Below are 17,704 nucleotides of genomic sequence, written 5' to 3' on the forward strand. Positions count from 1 at the left end.
CCCATGGGCAGCCTCCGAGCGAAGGCCGACAGCATGTCTCGAAACCCCTTGCCGAGCGCCGAGCACGATCCGTTGATCGCCTCGATGGTGGCCGGACTGACGGCTCGTCAACAGCCCCAGTGGCCCGACCGTTCCCTCCTCCCCCAGGTGCACGACCGACTGGCCGGTGAGCCGCCCCTGGTCTCGTACGACAGCGTCAAGACGCTCGGCGGGCTGCTCGCCCGGGCCGCCGAAGGCGAGTTCTGCCTGCTCCAGGCCGGCGACTGCGTGGAGCTGACCACCGAGTGCGAACCGCGCGACATCGCCCGCAAGGTGGAGATGCTCGACGTGCTCGGGGACATCATGTGCACGAGCTCCGGGCTGCCCGTCCTGCGCGTCGGACGGATAGCCGGTCAGTTCTCGAAGCCCCGCTCCCAGGACTGGGAAACCGTGTACGAGGACCGGCTCCCGGTGTTCCGGGGCCCGGTCGTCAACGCGCCGGACCCGCATCTGACGGCCCGTACCCCCGACCCCTCGCGCATCCTCGCGGGGATGAAGGCCGCCCGCTGCGCCGTCACCGCCATCGACGGGCTCGGGCGGGGTGAGGGCGCCCCGCCGGAGGACCGGGTGTGGACCAGCCACGAGGCGCTCCTGCTGGACTACGAACTGCCGCAGGTCCGGAGGCACGGCGAGGGCGGCAGCTACCTGGCCTCCACGCACTGGCCCTGGATCGGCGAGCGCACCCGCCGGGCGGACGACGCGCACGTACGGCTGATGGCCGAACTGGACAACCCGGTGGCCTGCAAGATCGGCCCGGAGGCGACGACGGACGAGGTGCTGGCCGTGTGTGCGGTGCTGGACCCGCACCGCACACCCGGCAGGCTCACCCTCATCGCCCGGTTCGGCGCCGGGGAGGTCGCCCGGGTGGCACCGCTGGTGCGGGCCGTGAAGCAGGCCGGGCACCCGGTGCTGTGGATGTGCGACCCGATGCACGGGAACACCGTCAAGACGCCCGACGGGCTCAAGACGCGCAAGCTCGACGCGATCATGTCCGAGATCCGGCAGTGCGTCGACGTGGTGTCGGAGAACTCCGGGCGGTGCGCCGGGCTCCACCTGGAGGCCTCCCCCGACGACATCTCCGAATGCGACGGAGCGGGCCGGTCCCCGGAGCCGGGTCCCGGCTACCGGAGCCTGTGCGACCCCCGGCTCAGCCTCGTCCAGGCGGTGGCCGCCGCGGCTCACTGGCGTCTGCCCGTGGGAGCGGCGGCATGAGCGCGGCCCCCGGGCCCGCCGTACGGGCGTGGGCCCCCGACGCGCTGCTGCCGCCGCCGGGCCGGCCGTTCGCGGTGCTGCACCGGCCCGGGGCCGGCCGCGAGGCACCCGTCGAGATACTGAGCGGTCCGGTCCGCCGCGCCGACGACCTCGACGCCCTGGGCCTGGACCTCCCCGGCACGGCGGCCCGCGGGGCGGACGGGGCGAGCACCCTGGTGCTGGCCCCCTACCGGCAGATCCGCGAGCGTGGTTTCGCGCACCCCGACGACCGCGAGCCTCTGCTGGCCATGGAGGTGCGGGAGCAACGGACCGTACCGCTCGACCAGTTGCTGGACTTCCTGCCGGACCGGCCTCCGCGGGTGGAGGACCCTCGCTTCGACGTCGGCGACGACGCGTACGCGGCGGCGGTGGACAGCATCGTCCACCGCGAGATCCACCGCGGTGAGGGCTCCAACTTCGTGCTGGCCCGCAGTCTGCACGGCCGGATCCGTGACGTCGACCGGGCCGCCGCGCTCGCGGTGCTGCGCGGGCTGGTGACGGCGGAGACCGGAGCGTACTGGACGTTTCTCGTCTTCACCGGGGACCGGTACCTGATCGGCTCCACCCCGGAGCAGCAGGTCCGCGTCCGCGGTGACCGGGTGGACATGAATCCGATCAGCGGGACGTACCGGTACCCGCCGACGGGCGCGGATCTGCCGGGAGTGCTGCGCTTCCTGCGGGACCCCAAGGAGACCGACGAGCTCTACATGGTGGTGGACGAGGAGCTCAAGATGATGACGGCCCTGTGCGGCCGGGACGTGCGGGTCAGCGGCCCTTCCCTGAAGTGGATGTCCCGGCTCGCGCACACCGAGTACTACCTTTCGGGGCGCTCGGAGCGCCCGCTCGGCGAGATCCTGCGCACGACCATGCCGGCGCCGACCGTGACGGGCAGCCCGGTGGAGAACGCCTGCCGGGTGATCGAGAGGTACGAGCCCCAGGGACGCGGCTACTACAGCGGGGTCATCGCGCTGCTGGGCCACGAGGGCGGGCAGCGCAGGCTGGACTCCGCCATCATGCTGCGCACGGCGGATCTCGGTGCGGACGGCACGGTCCGGCTGACGGCGGGATCCACGGTGGTCCGGGAATCGGTGCCCGCCGACGAGACGGCGGAGACCACGGCCAAGCTGTCCGGCCTGCTCGACGCCCTGTCCGGCCGGCGTACGGCGAAGGCTCCGGTCCCGGTCCCCGCCGCCGGACTGGCCGACGCCCCCGGAGTGCGCGACGCGCTGGCCGCGCGCAACGACGGGCTGGCTGCCTTCTGGCTCGACGGCGACGGCAGCGCTCCGGAGGGCGCCGCGGTCGCGGGGACCGCCGTCACGATCGTCGACGCCGAGGACCGCTTCACCTCCATGCTCGCCTACCAGTTGCGCTCACTGGGATGCGCGGTGCGCCTGGTGCCGTGGTACCGCGCGGAGGAACCCGCCGGAGCCGGTGGCGCCTCCGGCGCGCGGGGCGTCGTCCTGCTCGGCCCGGGGCCGGGCGATCCGCGGGACTCCGCGAACGCGCGCGTGCTCGCCCTGCGGGCGGTGGCCGCCGAGCGGCTCGCGGGCGGTCTGCCGCTCGCCGCGGTCTGCCTCGGGCACCAGATCGTGTGCACCCTCCTGGGACTGCCCGTCGCCGAACTGCCCGATCCGGCGCAGGGCAGGCGGCTGCGGGTGCCGCTGTGGGGCAGGACGCGCATGGCCGGCTTCTACAACAGCTTCGCCGCGCGCGCCGACGACGACTGGCTGCGTCCGCCCCTGTCCGGCTCGGCCGTCCAGGTGCAGCGCCTCGGCGACGAGGTCATCGCCCTGCGCGGACCGGCCCTGTCCACCATCCAGTTCCACGCCGAGTCGTTCCTGACCGAGGACGGCCCCGGCATCCTGGCCGATCTGCTGACCGGTGCGCTGGCACCGGCGGAGACGGACCGGGCGACCGCCCACGAGAGCAGGGGGACCCATGAACATGCCTGACGGAGGCGTGCGCACCCCGCCCCGGCCGATCGACCCGCGCGCACTGCGCAGTTGTATGGGCCAGTTCGCCACCGGGGTCACCGTGATCACCTGCCGGCGGGGCGACATCGTCCACGGCACGACGGTCAACGCGTTCACCTCGGTGTCGCTGGACCCGCCCCTGGCCCTGGTGGCCCTGGACCGGCGCAGTCGTGCGGGTGCGCTGCTGCTGGAGGACGGCGGGTACGTCGTCAACATCCTCGACGAGAGGCAACGCGACCTCGCCATGCACTTCGCGGGCCGGCCCATGCCTGGCCCGGTCCCGTGGGTCGACGAGAGCGGACCGCATCCGCGACTGGCCGGCACGGTGGCCCACCTCGTCTGCCGTCCCTTCAAGGTGCACGACGGAGGCGACCACACGCTGCACATAGGCAGCGTCGACGAGTTCGAGAGCCGGCCGGGACGGCCGCTGCTCTTCCATCGCGGCGCCTTCCCCGAACTGGCACCGGACGAGTCCGGAGAGGCCTGGTCGCAGTGCCTGGACGGCATGGACCCGGTGGAGCACTTCCACGCCCGTGACGAGACCGACGAGACAAGGGACTGACACCCATGACGGAGAAGGACGATGTGACCGGCACGGCGGCGGACTCCGGCGACCGGAAGGACGCCGCGCCGCGCCGCGTGACCCGGCCTCTGACCGGTGACGAGTATCTGGAGAGCATCCGGGACGGCCGGGAGATCTGGGCGTACGGGGAACGGGTCGACGACGTCACCAAGCACCCGGCGTTCCGCAACACGGCGCGGATGACGGCCCGCCTGTACGACGCCCTGCACGACCCCGAGCACCACGACACGCTGACCACGCCCACCGACACGGGCAGCGACGGCTTCACGCACAAGTTCTTCCGCGTGCCGCGCAGCGTGGAGGACATGGTCGGGGACCGGGACGCGATCGCCCGGTGGGCCCGGCTCACCTACGGCTGGATGGGACGGAGCCCGGACTACAAGGCGAGCTTCCTGGTGACCCTGGGCGCGAACCCGGAGTACTACGGGGAGTTCGCGGACAACGCCCGGCGCTGGTACACCGAGGCGCAGGAGCAGGTGCTGTTCTGGAACCACGCGGTGATCAACCCGCCCGTGGACCGCCACCGGCCGTCGGACGAGGTCGACGACGTGTTCGTGCACGTCGAGAAGGAGTGCGACGACGGCCTCGTCGTCAGCGGGGCGAAGGTGGTGGCCACGGGGTCGGCCCTGACCCACTTCAACTTCGTCGCGCACTACGGCCTGCCGGTGAAGAAGAAGGAGTTCGCCCTGGTGGCCACGTTGCCGATGGCGGCGCCGGGGGTGAAGCTGATCTGCCGTCAGTCGTACGAGCTGGCCGCCAGCCGCATGGGCAGCCCGTTCGACTACCCGCTGTCGAGCCGGCTGGACGAGAACGACACCGTCTTCATCCTGGACAAGGTGAAGATCCCCTGGGAGAACGTCTTCATCTACGGGGACACGGCGAAGGCCGGTACCTTCCTCAACACGTCCGGATTCACGCACCGGCTGACGTTCCACGGTGTCACCCGGCTCGCGGTCAAGCTCGATTTCCTGGCCGGTCTGCTGCTCAAGGGACTGGACGTGACGGGGACGAAGGATTTCCGGGGAATTCAGACGCGGGTCGGCGAGGTGCTCGCCTGGCGCAACATGTTCTGGGGCCTCAGCGACGCGATGGCACACAATCCTCATGCGTGGCACGACGGCGGGCTGCTGCCGAACCTGGATTACGGCATGGCGTACCGCTGGTTCATGACCATTGGATATCCGCGCGTGCGCGAGATCATTCTGCAGGATCTCAGCAGCGGTCTCATCTATCTGAACTCGCACGCCAAGGATTTCCAGAACCCCGAGCTCCGCCCGCATCTGGACCGCTACATGCGGGGTTCGAACGGATACGACTCGGTGGAGCGGGTCAAGCTGATGAAACTGATCTGGGACTCGGTGGGCACGGAGTTCGCGGGGCGGCACGAACTGTACGAACGCAACTACTCGGGCAACCACGAGAACGTGCGCATCGAGCTCCTGATGGCCCAGACGGCCTCCGGCCAGGTCGACGGCTACCGGGGCTTCGCGGAGGAGTGCATGGCGGAGTACGACCTGGACGGCTGGACCGCACCCGACCTGATCGGGCCCGACCGCACATGAGGACCGGGGCGGCGGACGGCGTCCGGGGGCGGCCGACGGCCGGTGTCCGGTCCGCCGCCGCCCCCGGCCCCGCGGCGCGTCAGGGCAGGATCAGCGCCAGGGTGAACCCGTCGTACCCCTTGCTTCCCACCGTCTGGATGGAGGTGGCGCTGACCCGGGGCTCGGCGGCCAGCATCTCGTGGAACCGCCGCATTCCCCGGACTCCCGCGTCCGGGTCGGCGGCCTCACCGACCGCGCCGCCGAGCACCACGTTGTCGACGACGATCACCCCACCGGGGCGGGAGAGTTCGAGTGCCCAGGTGAAGTACTCCGGGGTGTCGGGCTTGTTGGCGTCGATGAAGACGAGGTCGAACGGCGGCCCGCCGTCCTTCGCGAGGGCGGGCAGGATGTCGAGCGCCCTGCCCACGTGCTGGTCGACGACGTCGGCGACGCCGGCCCGCTCCAGGTGGCCGGCTGCCGCCTCCGCGAACGTGCGCTCCCACTCGATGGTGACCAGCCGCCCGCCCGGGGGCAGCGCCCGGGCGAGCCAGATGGTGCTGTACCCCCCGAAGGTGCCTATCTCGAGAATGCGCCCGGCGCCCTGGATACGGGCCAGCAGGTGCAGCAGCTTCCCCTGGGGCCGGGAGACCCCGATATCGGGCAGATCGAATGCGATGTGCGCCTGGGCGGCGGCGGCCAGTGCGGGGTCCTCGTCACCGAGAACCGCGTCGAAGTAGTCGTCCACCGCGCTCCACTGATTTTGTGTCATGACATAAGTATTCCTCGGAAAGGGGGGCACCAGGCAAGCGTTCAAGGAAATTTTCACAGGAATTGATGACGTTCGAAGGATACCTCGACCCTTTATTTGGGCTGCCATGAATCCCTTTCTCACGACTGGGTGCAGCGCCACGAGCGGAAAACTTGAGCAATCCCCTTTCTTCGCTTGACCTGATTTCCGGGAAATCGCTAGCCTGAATAACGAAAAGACGAAGAATGATCGATCTCTCCCGCAAGAGAGGAGCGCAGTACCTTGTCCCGAACCCGGACCGCGACCGAGCGCCCGACGGGCCTCGACCTCATACCGGAGCTCCATCACGTGGGCGTGCAGACGGGCGATCTCGACAACTGCCTCGCCTGGTACCAGGAGTTCTTCGGCTGCCGGCCCAACTGGACCCTGGACACGTTCTCCGACCTCACGCTGAGCCGTCTGCCCGGCATCACCCGGCTGACCGAGCTGGCGGTGGCCGGGCTCCGCTTCCACCTCTTCGAACGCACCGGCCACGACGACGCCTTACCCGGCGGCAACACCCGCCAGTTCCAGCACATCTGCCTGTCCACCGGATCGGCCGAGGAGCTGCGGGCCTGGCGTGACCGCTGGATCCACCTGTACGAATCCGGCCGCTACACCTTCGCCGGTGAGGAACAGCCCACCGACATCGTCACCGACACGGACGGCGTGCAGAGCTGCTACGTCCTGGACGTCAACGGGCTGGAGTTCGAGTTCACCTACGTCCCGCCAGGAGGAGACCGATGAACACGCGCGTCCACCGCACCGTGACCGAACTGCCCGTGCCCGACGGCTGGGACTTCGGGGACTTCCCGTACGGCCTCGAACCGCTGACGCTGCCCGAGCCGCCGACACCCGAGGCCGGCTGCGACATGCCCGACGTGCTGTCGGCCGACGAGTCCCTCGTGGACCGCAGCACGTACTGCCCGCGGGCGGGTGCGGCCCTCTCCACGACCGACTTCGCCCACCAGCTCTTCTGGTTCCGCTGGATCACGGGCCACCAGGCCACCTTCGCCGTCTGGCAGCTGACCGCACACGCCCTGCACCAGGCCCGCACCCGGACCGATCCCGGGCCGTCCCTGCGCGCGATGACGGACCTCACCGACGCCTACACCTCGATGCTGCTCTACACCAGCTCGTGCCCGGCCGACGTCTACGGCACGGTCATCCGGCCCAGCATGTACCTCCAGCACCGCAGCTTCAGCGGCACCTGGGCCCCCGACTTCGTACCCGTACGGAAGCTGCTGAGGGGCAGGAAGCCCGAGTGGGACAGCACGCCCGAGAGCGAGAGGCTCCAGCACGCCGTCCGGACCTACCACACGGTGCACGCGGGAGTGGCGGCCAAGCTGGTGCCCGGCGGCCGGTCCCTGCTCCAGGACTCCGCCGCGGAGACCACACCGACGCACCCCGAGACGCAGGCACTGCTCTACGACCACTACTTCCTCACCCTGCGGGCACCGGTCGGCACGGTGGAGCTGGTCGACCAGTTACGGAGCCGGCTGCGCGCGATCTCGCTCGACGTCGCGACCAACGGGCTCTACCCGGGCCTCACCCCGGAGGAGGACGAGGCCTTCCCCCACGAGCTGCGGAGCACGGAGGTGCGGCGCTACGAGAGGGACTTCCCCCTGGCCCTGAGCCGGATCGACGTCGCCGCCCGGCAGCTCAAGCCGAAGGTGCTGCACAGCACCGCCCCCTGACCGGCCTTCGCCGAGGGGAGACGCCCGACACGGAACGGAACGGAGTGAGGACGAGTGCGCCACGGAGTGGTGATCCTGCCCGAACAGCGCTGGTCGCAGGCGCGCGACCAGTGGGTACTGGCCGAGCACCTCGGTTTCGACCATGCCTGGACCTACGACCAGTTGATGTGGCGCTGGCTGCGTGACGAACCCTGGTTCGCCTGCGTGCCCACCCTGGCCGCCGCTGCCGCCGTCACCTCGCGCATCACGCTGGGCACGATGGTCGCCACCCCCACCTACCGCCATCCGGTGACGCTGGCGAAGGAGTTCATGTCGCTGGAGGACATCGCCGGGGGCCGGTTCGTCTGCGGCCTGGGTGCCGGAGCGGGTGGCCTGGACGACCGGGTGGTGGACCCCGCGGAACGCACCCCGCGAGAACGCGCCGACCGCTTCGCCGAGTTCGTCGAGGCGCTGGACCTGCTGCTCACCGACCGGGTCTCCTCGTACACGGGCACCCACTACGACTTCCGCGACGTACCCGTGAACCCGGGGTGCCTGACACGCCCCCGGGTGCCGTTCGCCGTCGCCGCGACCGGGCCGCGCGGCATGCGGCTGGCCGCCCTGCGGGCGGAGACGTGGGTTACCGCAGGCCCACCGGGCCGCTTCGACGCCATGCCCTACGAGAAGGCCCTGCCCGACATCGCACGCCAGCTGGACGGCCTGGACGCCGCCTGCGCCGCGACCGGACGCGACCCGGCCACGCTGAACCGGCTCCTGCTCACCGGCGCCCTGGTCGGCGGAGTGCTCGACTCCGTGGAGTCCTACCGGGACGCGGTGGGCCGGTTCGGCGAACTGGGCATCACCGACCTGGTCGTGCACTGGCCGCGCCCCTCCTTCCCGTACCAGGGCGATCCGCGCGTGCTGGAGGCCATCGCGGAGGAGGTCCTCCTCCCCCGCCCACGGACCACCGGCGCCGCCTCGGGACAGAGCACCGCGGGACGGAACGCCGGCCCTCGGGACACCACGGGGCACGACGGCGCGGGAGGCGGACGATGATCGGGTACGAGATCGTCGACATGTTCACCGACGTCCCGTTCGACGGCTGCGCCCTCGGTGTCGTACCCGACGCGCAGGGGCTCTCCGAGGCGGACATGCTCGCCGTCGCCCGGGAGATCGCCCTGACCGAGACGGCGTTCGTCCTCCCGCCCGACCTTCCGGGATCCACCTACCGGGTCCGGGTGATGACCCCGTCCGGGGAGTCGCCGTTCGGGGGCCACAGCGCCGTGGGCACGGCCAGTGCGCTGGTCGGGGCCGGACGGCTGGCGCCCGGCGACGCGGTGCAGGAGTGCGGCGGCCGGCAGCTCACCGTGACGGCCGGGCCGGACGGCTCCGCCCTGGCCGTCGGGGGTACGCCCCTGCTGCGGCCCGAGTGGGACCCGCGGCCCCTCCTGGCGGCGTGCGGCCTGTCCGGCTCCGACCTCACCGCGACACCCCACCTGACCGGCTTCGGACCCGCCTTCCACTTCCTGCCGGTCCGCGAGGAGGCGCTGGCCGGGGCGTCGGCCGACCTGACCGACCCGGTCTGGGAGGACTGCCCCGACGCCGTGCTCGTCGCGTACGACCACGGGAGCCGGACGGCTCGCGTCCGGGTGTTCGCGCCCGGATACGGCATGCCCGAGGACCCGGCCTGCGCCTCCGCCGCCCTGGGGCTCGGCGCCTGGCTGGCCCGGGAGAAGGCATTGCCCGGCACGGACGGCAGGCATTCCTACCTGGTGCTCCAGGGCGAGGGACTGGGCCGGCCGGCCACCCTCACCTGCACCGTGGACCTGCGGGAGGGCCGGGCCACGGCAGCCACGGTCCACGGCCGGGTCACCGCCACCGCGTCCGGCCGGCTGACCGCACCGGGGCGGCCCTGACCACCGGGCCCGCCCGCCGAGACCCCGCACGAGGAGAAGGGACCTTTCACGTGCTCTTCCGACCGGAACTGCACGGCACCCGCGGTGCCGTGGCGTCCACCCACTGGCTGGCTTCCACCGCCGGGATGTCCATGCTCGACCGCGGCGGCAACGCCTTCGACGCCGCAGCCGCCGCCGCCTTCGTCATCCAGGTGGTGGAACCGCACCTCAACGGGCCGGGCGGTGACGTGCCCATCCTCGCCCACCGCTCCGGGTCGGGGCGGGTCGACGTCATCTGCGGGCAGGGACCGATGCCCGCGGCGGCGACCGTCGACGCCTTCACCGAGCGGGGCCTGGCCGTGGTCCCCGGCTCCGGACTGCTGCCGGCCGTCGTCCCGGGGGCCTTCGGTGCCTGGCTCCGGCTGCTGAAGGAGTACGGCACGCTGCCCCTGGAGGTCGTCCTGGAGCCCGCCATCGGGTACGCGGAACGGGGCTACCCCCTGCTCCCCAAGGCGGCGGCGATGATCGGCGCGCTGTCGGGGCTCTTCCGCGACACCTGGACGGAGTCGGGCCGCACCTACCTGAGGCGGGGCGTCGCCCCGCGTGCCGGGGAGCGGGTCACCAATCCGGCGCTGGCCCGCACATTCCGGCGCGTCGTCAGCGAGGCGCGGGCATCAGGGCGGGACCGCGAGAGCGTGATCGACGCGGCGACTGAGGTGTTCTACACCGGTTTCGTGGCGGAGGCGATCGACACCTATCTGGCCAAGGCCGAGGAGATCGACTCCACCGGGCGGCGCAACGGCGGGTTGCTGACCGGGGCGGACATGGCCATGTGGCGGCCGGGTCTTGAGCGGTCGCTGAGCCTGGAGTACCGGGGCCGCACGGTGCACAAGGCCGGCCCGTGGTCGCAGGGGCCGGTCTTCCTCCAGCAACTGGCGCTGCTGGAGGGCTTCGACCTGGCGGCGATGGGGCCGGGGAGCGCGGCGTACGTGCACACGGTGGTCGAGGCCGCCAAGCTCGCGTTCGCCGACCGTGAGGCGTGGTTCGGCGACCCGGCGCACGCGGACGTGCCGATGCGGGCCCTGCTCGACCCCGCGTACACCGCCGAACGGCGCGCGCTCATCGGGGCCGAGGCGTCCGGCGAGCTGCGGCCCGGCAGGCCCGACGGGCGCGAGCCCCTGCTCCCGCCGCTCCACGACGGGAGTTCCGCACCGGCGGACCCGGAATGGCTGGGCGAGCTGGAGCAGGGCATTCCGGCCATCATGAAGCTGACCGCCTCCACCGGGGACACCTGCTGTGTCACCGTCACCGACGCCGCGGGCAACATGGTGGCGGCGACGCCCAGCGGCGGCTGGCTCAAGAGCTCTCCGGTGATACCGGGGCTGGGCTTCCCCCTAGGCACCCGCGGGCAGATGGCGACGCTGATGCCGGGTCACCCCAACACGCTGGCGCCGGGAAAGCGCCCGCGCACCACGCTCAGCCCGACCATGGTCCTGCGGGACGGGGAGCCGCAGCTGGCCTTCGGCACACCGGGCGGCGACCAGCAGGACCAGTGGACCCTGGGTTTCCTCCTCAACCACGTGGACCACGGCATGGGCCCGCAGGCGGCCGTCGAGGCGCGGGCCTTCCACACCGACCACGTGCCCACGTCGTTCGCCCCGCGCCGTTTCCGCCCCGGGACCGTGGTCCTGGAGGGCGGCTGGCCGGCCGAGGAGCTGGAGCTGCTGCGGCGACGGGGCCACGAGGTGGAGCTCGCACCCGACTACTCCCTGGGCAAGGTGTGCGTCACCGGCCCGGCGGGCGACGGCCTGGTGCTCGGGGCGGCCAGCCCACGCGGCGCGCAGGCCTACGCCGTCGCCGGGTAGGAGGGACATGAAATGGTTTCCTCACGGAAACCACCCGTCCAGCTGCGGAAGGGGCTGACATGGCGGCTCATCGGAAGACCGACCCCGAGGACTTCATCGTGCTGGGCGAGGCCCGGCAGAACAATCTCAAGGGTGTCGACCTGCGCATCCCGAAGAGAAAGCTGACCGTCTTCACCGGGGTCTCCGGATCGGGGAAGTCCTCGGTGGTGTTCGACACCCTCGCGGTCGAGTCCCAGCGGCAGCTCAACGAGACCCTGCCGGCCTTCGTCCGCAACCGGATGCCCAAGTACGAGCGGCCGGACGCCGAGGTGATGGAGAACCTCACCACGGCGATCGTCATCGACCAGCGGCAGGTCGGCGGCAACGCCCGCTCGACCGTCGGCACGATGACCGAGATCCTGCCCATGCTCCGGGTGCTCTTCTCCCGCGCGGGCAGCCCCGGCGCCGGCCCCTCCCACATGTACTCCTCCAACGACCCGCGCGGCATGTGCGAGGCCTGCCAGGGGCTCGGTACGACGGTCCGGCTGGAGCTCGACCGGCTGCTCGACGAGAGCAAGAGCCTCAACGAGGGGGCCATCGGCTTCCCGTCGTTCGCGGTCGGCACCTTCCAGTGGCAGCTCTACGGCGAGTCCGGGCTCTTCGACCCGGACCTGCCGTTACGTGACTTCTCCGCGAAGGACCGCGAACTACTGCTGCACGGAAAGGGGTTCACGGTCGACCGGGCCGGCCGCAACGGCGTGTACAAGAACGAGTACGAGGGGATCGTCGAGCGCTTCACCCGCCGGTACGTCAAACCCGGTCTCGACCACGCGAAGGGCAAGGAGCGCGAGGCGCTCGAACGGGTGGTGGTCCAGGGTCCCTGCGCCGTCTGCCACGGCGCCCGGCTCAACGAGGCGGCCCTCGCCTCGCGCATCGACGGGGACAACATCGCGGACTTCGCCGCGATGGAGATCACCGAGCTGATCGAGCGGCTCGCCCGTGTGGACACGCCGGCCGTCAAGCCGGTGGTGGCGGGCGCGCGGGCGGCGCTGGAGCGCATCAGCTCCGTCGGGCTCGGCTATCTGTCGCTCGGGCGGCAGACCACCTCCCTGTCCGGCGGCGAGGCCCAACGACTCAAGATGGTGCGGCACCTGAGCAGCAGTCTGACCGGTCTCACGTACATCTTCGACGAGCCCAGCGTCGGCCTCCACCCACGCGACGTGCGCCGTATGAACGAGATCCTGCTCGCCCTGCGCGACAGGGGGAACACCGTGCTGGTCGTGGAGCACGACCGGGACGTCATCGCGATCGCCGACCACGTCGTCGACATGGGCCCCGGGGCCGGCCGCGACGGCGGTGAGGTGACGTTCGAGGGCACCGTGGCGGGTCTGCGCCGGTCCCGCACCGTGACCGGCGAGCAGCTGAGGCGGGTTCCCGGGCTCAAGGAGCGCTACCGCTCCCCCACCGGCGCCCTGACCGTGCGCGGCGCCGGTCTGCACAATCTGCGCGACGTCACGGTCGACATCCCCACCGGGGTCCTGACCGCGGTGACCGGCGTGGCCGGTTCCGGAAAGAGCACCCTCATCTCCCGGGTGTTCACCGCGCAGCACCCCGGGGCCATCGTGATCGACCAGTCGTCGATCGGTATCTCCCTGCGCTCCACCCCGGCGACGTACACCGACATCATGGACGTCCTGCGGCGCCGGTTCGCGCGCGCCTCGGGCGAGAAGCCGGGCCTGTTCAGCTTCAACTCGGAGGGCGCCTGCCCGGAGTGCAAGGGCAAGGGTGTCATCGAGACGGACCTGGCCTTCATGGACCCGGTGACCACGGTGTGCGAGCGCTGCGAGGGCCGGCGGTTCAACGACGAGGCCCTGCGCCACACCGTGGACGGCAGAACCGTCGTCGACGTCCTGGGCATGACGGCGGAGGAGGCGGCGGGCTTCTTCGACGACGCGCCCGCCCTGCGGAAGCTGGCGCTCCTCACCGAGGTGGGGCTCGGCTACCTGACCCTCGGCCAGCCGCTGTCCACCCTCTCCGGTGGCGAGCGGCAACGGCTCAAGCTGGCGCACCGCCTCAAGGAGACGGGCAGCGTCTACCTGTTCGACGAACCGACCACCGGCCTGCACATGAGCGACATCGGCCGGCTGCTGGAGCTCTTCGACCGGCTCGTGGACGGCGACAACACCGTGGTCGTGATCGAGCACGACCTCGACGTGGTCAAGCACGCCGACTGGGTCGTCGATCTCGGTCCGGAGGCAGGCGCCCACGGGGGGCGCGTGGTCTTCGAGGGCACGCCGGCCGAGCTGGCGCGGGCGAAGGGCTCGCACACGGGCAGCAGTCTCGCCGCGGATCTGCGCGACCGGAAGAACCGGTCGTCCTGAAGCACGTAGTCCTGAAGCACGTCCCCCACCGCGGCAGGTCTGTCGCGGTGGGTCCCTGCCGGAAGGAGTTCGGAATGCCTCTCATCCACGTCACTCTGCTGGACGGAAGGTCACCGCAGGAGGTGGCGTCCCTCGGCCGGGCACTCACCGCAGCGGCGCACGAGACGCTCGGCACCCCGGTGGACGCGGTGCGGGTGATCGTGGAGGAGGCGTCGCCGGAACACTGGTTCGTGGGCGGCAGGTCGGTGGCCGAGCGGCGCTCCGACTCCACGTGACCGGCCTCCACGTGACCGGCCTCCTCATGACACGCCTCCTCGCGCCCCGGTGCCCCGTGCCCCGGTGCCGGAGAGCGCGGGCGACGGGCCCCTCGGCCGCTGCGGCCGGGGGCCCGTCGCTATGACCGCCGGGTCAGCGGGCTCCCGCGCCGCGGAGGCCGTCCGCGAGGGCGAAGCGGTCGCGGATCAGCTCGACGCGCTCCGGGGACCAGGAGGGCATGTCGTCCTGGGTGAGCCGTCCGCTGCGGGTGATCAGGTGGGCGTTGAACGCCTCCAGGCCGAGGTCGGTGTACCGGTCCAGCTCCTCGAACCACTCCTGGCTGATCCGTGCGGTGCGCTGCATGGACTCCACGTCCGGCCTGCGCTCCTCCTCGTAGGCGGCGAGGGCCTCGGGCACCGCTCCGTGTCCGTCGATCGCCAGGGCGAGGGACAGGCCGTCCTCCATGGCCAGCCTCGTCCCCGATCCGATGGAGAAGTGCGTGGTGTGGGCGCTGTCCCCGAGGAGGGCGATGGTGCCGTGGCTCCAGCGGCGGTTGCGGACGACGGAGAAGCGCGCCCACCGCGACCGGTTCGTCCGCAGCCGGTGGCCCTCCAGTACGTCGGCGAAGAATCCGGCGATCCGCTCGGCGTCGGCCGCGCCGTCGTCGTCCCGCCCGCCCCCCGGCGTCCCGGCGTCCCGGTCGGTGAACCCGGCGGCCTCCCGGACGTGGTCGTCGACCTCCGCGATGAACGTGCCGGCCCCGGGGGCGTAGGGATAGGCGTGCGCGTGCATCGGGCCGAACTCGGTCTCGGCGACGGCGAAGGTCAGGGCGGTGAAGGTCCGGTCGGTGCCGAGCCACAGGTACCGCGAGCCGCGCGTACCCCCTTCGGTGCCGAACTCCTCGCGGTGGGCCTCACGCGTCGAGGAGTTGACGCCGTCCGCCGCCACGACCAGGTCGTACGTCCCGGTCAGCAGGGCCGCTTCGGGGGCGCGTGTGCCGTAGCGGACAGTCACACCGAGTTCCGTGCAGCGTGTGCGCAGCATGCTCAGCAGGACGCGTCGGCCGATCGCCGAGAAGCGGTAGCCGCCGTTGCGCATGACCTGGCCGCGGTGGTGGACGTCGATCCTGGACCACTGCGCGCACTCGGCGGCCAGCCGGGCGAACAGCCGGGGGTCGGCGGCCTCGATGCCGCCGAGCGCCCCCTCGGAGAAGACCACGCCGAAACCGAAGGTCCTGTCGGGGGCGCCGGCCTCCCAGACGTCGATCTCGGATCCGGGCCGGAGCCGCTTGAGGAGTGCGGCCGTGTAGAGGCCGCCGGGGCCGGCTCCGATGATCGCGATACGCATGACACCTCACTGGGACTCGGTCGAGTGGTTCGGCGGCGCGCGGGGCGGCCGTGGCGTCCGGCCCGAGGAATCGACCGGGCCGGAGCGGGTGGACCGTCCGACGGACGACGTGAAGCCCTTCAGGCCATAACTCCTGTCCGATGCAGCCCAGTTGAATCAGACGGACCGGTACATCACCGCCCGGCGGGCGAGAAGGGAGCCGAACATGAGGCCCGAGGACTCCGGCATGAGCGGCGTTCGCGTACTGGAGCGCCTGTACGGAGCGGCCCCGCCGCCCTTCGCCCTGTTGCGCAGGGATCGCGCCGACGGGCGCGGCCCCGGCCCGGTGGAGGTGCTGTTCGGGGAGATGGACACGGTCGGCTCGCTGGAGGAGGCCGGGCCGGTCGGCACCTCGCCGGGCCCGGGCATGCTGGTCCTGCTGCCGTTCCGGCAGATGGCCGTGCACGGTCTGCCCTGTCACGACGATCACACCCCCCTGCGCGTCCTGCGCATCTCCGAGCGCCACGTGCTGCCGGAGGCGGCGCTCGACGCCCACGGCGGCGGGCAGATCCGTTGGCAGGACGTGGGGTTCACGACGGACGACGCCCACTACGAGGCGCTGGTAGGCGAGTTCGCCGCGTCGGACGCCGCACGCGGAGGGCTGAACGTCCTGCTCCGGCGCGACTGCACCGCCGTGCTGCCGGGCTTCCGCCCCGCGGTCGCGGTGGAGCTGTTCCGGCGGTTGCTGGCCGGCGAAGCGGGTGCGTACTGGACGTTCCTCGTGCACACCGGAGGTGAGCGGCCCACCACCCTGGTGGGGGCGACCCCGCAGGGCCATGTGGCCGTCGAGGACCACCGGGTGGTGATGAACCCCCTGTGCGGTACGTACCGCCGTCCCCCGTACGGGCCGCGCACCGGGGAGTTGCTCTCCTTCCTCGCCGACGGCAAGGAGGGCGAGGAGCTGGCGGCCACGGTGGACGCGGAGCTGGCGGTGCTGTGCGGGCTGGCCGGCCCGGGGGTGCGGGTGGAGGGGCCGTTCCTGCGGAGGATGGCCCATCTGCTGCACACGCAGTGCCGGATCAGCGGGCCCGCGGTGGCGAGTGCCCGCGAGACCCTTGCGCGGGCGATGTTCGCCTCCACGGCGGTGGGGAGTCCGTACGCCGAGGCGTGCCGTGCCATCCACCACTACGAGACGACCGGCCGGGGGTACTACGGCGGGCTCCTCGCGCTGATCGGCCACGACGACCGGGGTCGCGAGGAGCTGGACTCCGCGGCGGTCATACGCACCCTGGACATCGATCATCTGGGCCGTGCGCGGCTGTCCGTGGGGGCGACCGTCGGCAGCCGGTCGTCACCGGAGTCGGAGGCGGCCGAGACGCGGACCAAGGCACGTGCCCTGCTGACGGCTCTCACCACGGCCTCCCCGGCACGCTGCGGGCCGGGCGCCCCCGCCGCCGACCCGGAGGACGCGCGCGGGCCCGTGCGGGACGCCCTGGCCCGGCGGCACGCGACGCTCTCGTCGTTCTGGACGAGCGGGGGCGCGCCGGCGCCGCGCGGCGGCCGGGTGCTCGTGCTCTCCACGGGCAGCGAGGACCTGGCCTCCCTGGTCCACATGGTGGCCTCGGTGCACGGACCGGCCAAGGTGGTCCGGTACGACGATCCCGACGCGGGCGCCACGCTGTCACGGCACCGGGGGCCCGTACTGCTGGCCTCCGGGCCGGGCCGCCCCGACGACCCCGACGACCCCCGGATGGCGGCGCTCCGGGAGGTGAGCGCGTCCCTCGTGCGAGGACGGCGGCCGGGCGGCGGCCCGGTGGCCGGGGTCGGGCTCGGCTTCCAGTTGCTCGCGCTCGCCGCCGTACCGGGAACCCGGGTCACGGCCAGGACCGGCACCGGACTCGGCAGGGACGTCGAGGTCTTCGGCCGGCGGTTCACGGCCGCCTTCCGCAACACCTACGCGGTCGCGTCCGGCGCCGCGCCCGAGCGCCACGGTACGTCCGCCCTGTGCCTGGGCCCGGACGGCCGGGAGCTGATCGCGATGCGGGGCGCGGCGGTCCGGGGCGTGCAGTTCCGCCCGGAGTCGGTCATGACCTCCTGCGGGGCCGATGTGCTGCGCTCGCTCCTGAGCTGAACCCCGGCCGCAGCAGGATCGG

14 protein-coding genes are annotated in these 17,704 nt (G+C 72.0%); 12 read left to right on the forward strand and 2 right to left on the reverse strand.

The window, feature by feature from the left end:
* The first annotated feature begins 33 nt into the window (after positions 1 to 33).
* From ACFUNE_RS21300 to ACFUNE_RS21315, 4 genes are read left to right on the forward strand one after another with little or no spacing between them, the layout of a single operon-like run.
* A complete protein-coding gene (locus ACFUNE_RS21300; protein ID WP_383570096.1) occupies positions 34 to 1,251 on the forward strand; it encodes a 3-deoxy-7-phosphoheptulonate synthase in 1,218 nt (405 codons plus the stop codon).
* Positions 1,248 to 3,242, forward strand: coding sequence for an anthranilate synthase family protein (locus tag ACFUNE_RS21305; protein ID WP_383570098.1), 1,995 nt, complete (start codon positions 1,248 to 1,250; stop codon positions 3,240 to 3,242). Before ACFUNE_RS21300 ends, ACFUNE_RS21305 begins: the two co-directional genes overlap by 4 nt.
* Positions 3,243 to 3,297: 55 nt before the next feature.
* A complete protein-coding gene (locus tag ACFUNE_RS21310; protein WP_383570101.1) occupies positions 3,298 to 3,825 on the forward strand; it encodes a flavin reductase family protein in 528 nt (175 codons plus the stop codon).
* A gap of 5 nt (positions 3,826 to 3,830) precedes the next feature.
* Positions 3,831 to 5,408 carry a 4-hydroxyphenylacetate 3-hydroxylase N-terminal domain-containing protein gene (locus tag ACFUNE_RS21315; RefSeq protein WP_383570104.1) on the forward strand — a complete coding sequence of 526 codons (1,578 nt, stop codon included), beginning with the start codon at positions 3,831 to 3,833 and terminating at the stop codon, positions 5,406 to 5,408.
* 79 nt (positions 5,409 to 5,487) lie between these two features.
* Here ACFUNE_RS21315 and ACFUNE_RS21320 read toward each other — a convergent pair whose 3' ends face one another.
* A complete protein-coding gene (locus ACFUNE_RS21320) occupies positions 5,488 to 6,156 on the reverse strand; it encodes an O-methyltransferase (protein WP_383570107.1) in 669 nt (222 codons plus the stop codon).
* 261 nt (positions 6,157 to 6,417) lie between these two features.
* Here ACFUNE_RS21320 and ACFUNE_RS21325 point away from each other — a divergent pair, with 261 nt between their 5' ends.
* From ACFUNE_RS21325 to ACFUNE_RS21355, 7 genes are all read left to right on the forward strand, one after another.
* A complete protein-coding gene (locus tag ACFUNE_RS21325; protein WP_383570110.1) occupies positions 6,418 to 6,921 on the forward strand; it encodes a VOC family protein in 504 nt (167 codons plus the stop codon).
* A complete protein-coding gene (locus ACFUNE_RS21330; RefSeq protein WP_383570113.1) occupies positions 6,918 to 7,871 on the forward strand; it encodes a hypothetical protein in 954 nt (317 codons plus the stop codon). The genes ACFUNE_RS21325 and ACFUNE_RS21330 overlap by 4 nt, the downstream gene beginning before the upstream one ends.
* Before the next feature lie 54 nt (positions 7,872 to 7,925).
* Complete coding sequence (locus ACFUNE_RS21335; RefSeq protein WP_383570116.1) at positions 7,926 to 8,906, forward strand: LLM class flavin-dependent oxidoreductase; 981 nt, start codon at positions 7,926 to 7,928, stop codon at positions 8,904 to 8,906.
* Complete coding sequence (locus tag ACFUNE_RS21340) at positions 8,903 to 9,766, forward strand: PhzF family phenazine biosynthesis protein (protein ID WP_383570119.1); 864 nt, start codon at positions 8,903 to 8,905, stop codon at positions 9,764 to 9,766. The genes ACFUNE_RS21335 and ACFUNE_RS21340 overlap by 4 nt, the downstream gene beginning before the upstream one ends.
* Before the next feature lie 50 nt (positions 9,767 to 9,816).
* Entirely contained in the window at positions 9,817 to 11,610 is a 1,794-nt protein-coding gene (locus ACFUNE_RS21345; protein ID WP_383570122.1) for a gamma-glutamyltransferase family protein, read from the forward strand.
* Positions 11,611 to 11,669: 59 nt separating this feature from the next.
* Complete coding sequence (locus ACFUNE_RS21350; RefSeq protein WP_383570125.1) at positions 11,670 to 13,970, forward strand: ATP-binding cassette domain-containing protein; 2,301 nt, start codon at positions 11,670 to 11,672, stop codon at positions 13,968 to 13,970.
* A 74-nt stretch (positions 13,971 to 14,044) separates the two neighbouring features.
* Positions 14,045 to 14,245 (forward strand): 4-oxalocrotonate tautomerase family protein, encoded by a 201-nt coding sequence (locus tag ACFUNE_RS21355; RefSeq protein WP_383570128.1) that lies wholly within the window; start codon positions 14,045 to 14,047, stop codon positions 14,243 to 14,245.
* Positions 14,246 to 14,378: 133 nt separating this feature from the next.
* On the opposite strand, the gene ACFUNE_RS21360 is transcribed toward ACFUNE_RS21355, so the two are convergent.
* Positions 14,379 to 15,572, reverse strand: coding sequence for an FAD-dependent monooxygenase (locus ACFUNE_RS21360; RefSeq protein WP_383570131.1), 1,194 nt, complete (start codon positions 15,570 to 15,572; stop codon positions 14,379 to 14,381).
* Positions 15,573 to 15,798: 226 nt separating this feature from the next.
* Here ACFUNE_RS21360 and ACFUNE_RS21365 point away from each other — a divergent pair, with 226 nt between their 5' ends.
* On the forward strand, positions 15,799 to 17,682 hold the full coding sequence (locus ACFUNE_RS21365) for a chorismate-binding protein (RefSeq protein ID WP_383570134.1): 1,884 nt from the start codon (positions 15,799 to 15,801) through the stop codon (positions 17,680 to 17,682).
* Positions 17,683 to 17,704: the final 22 nt, after the last annotated feature.

Origin of the sequence: Streptomyces sp. NPDC057287, from assembly GCF_042667905.1 — a bacterium.
Lineage (GTDB): Bacteria > Actinomycetota > Actinomycetes > Streptomycetales > Streptomycetaceae > Streptomyces.

What these genes read in the sequence shown, in the direction of transcription:
- ACFUNE_RS21350 (WP_383570125.1), top strand. Translation starts at nt 11,670, where the DNA reads ATGGCGGCTCATCGGAAGACCGACCCCGAGGACTTCATCGTGCTGGGC.
- ACFUNE_RS21315 (WP_383570104.1), top strand. Translation starts at nt 3,831, where the DNA reads ATGACGGAGAAGGACGATGTGACCGGCACGGCGGCGGACTCCGGCGAC.
- ACFUNE_RS21310 (WP_383570101.1), top strand. Translation starts at nt 3,298, where the DNA reads ATGGGCCAGTTCGCCACCGGGGTCACCGTGATCACCTGCCGGCGGGGC.
- ACFUNE_RS21305 (WP_383570098.1), top strand. Translation starts at nt 1,248, where the DNA reads ATGAGCGCGGCCCCCGGGCCCGCCGTACGGGCGTGGGCCCCCGACGCG.
- ACFUNE_RS21360 (WP_383570131.1), bottom strand. Translation starts at nt 15,572, where the DNA reads ATGCGTATCGCGATCATCGGAGCCGGCCCCGGCGGCCTCTACACGGCC.
- ACFUNE_RS21365 (WP_383570134.1), top strand. Translation starts at nt 15,799, where the DNA reads ATGAGCGGCGTTCGCGTACTGGAGCGCCTGTACGGAGCGGCCCCGCCG.
- ACFUNE_RS21320 (WP_383570107.1), bottom strand. Translation starts at nt 6,156, where the DNA reads ATGACACAAAATCAGTGGAGCGCGGTGGACGACTACTTCGACGCGGTT.
- ACFUNE_RS21340 (WP_383570119.1), top strand. Translation starts at nt 8,903, where the DNA reads ATGATCGGGTACGAGATCGTCGACATGTTCACCGACGTCCCGTTCGAC.
- ACFUNE_RS21330 (WP_383570113.1), top strand. Translation starts at nt 6,918, where the DNA reads ATGAACACGCGCGTCCACCGCACCGTGACCGAACTGCCCGTGCCCGAC.
- ACFUNE_RS21300 (WP_383570096.1), top strand. Translation starts at nt 34, where the DNA reads ATGTCTCGAAACCCCTTGCCGAGCGCCGAGCACGATCCGTTGATCGCC.
- ACFUNE_RS21355 (WP_383570128.1), top strand. Translation starts at nt 14,045, where the DNA reads ATGCCTCTCATCCACGTCACTCTGCTGGACGGAAGGTCACCGCAGGAG.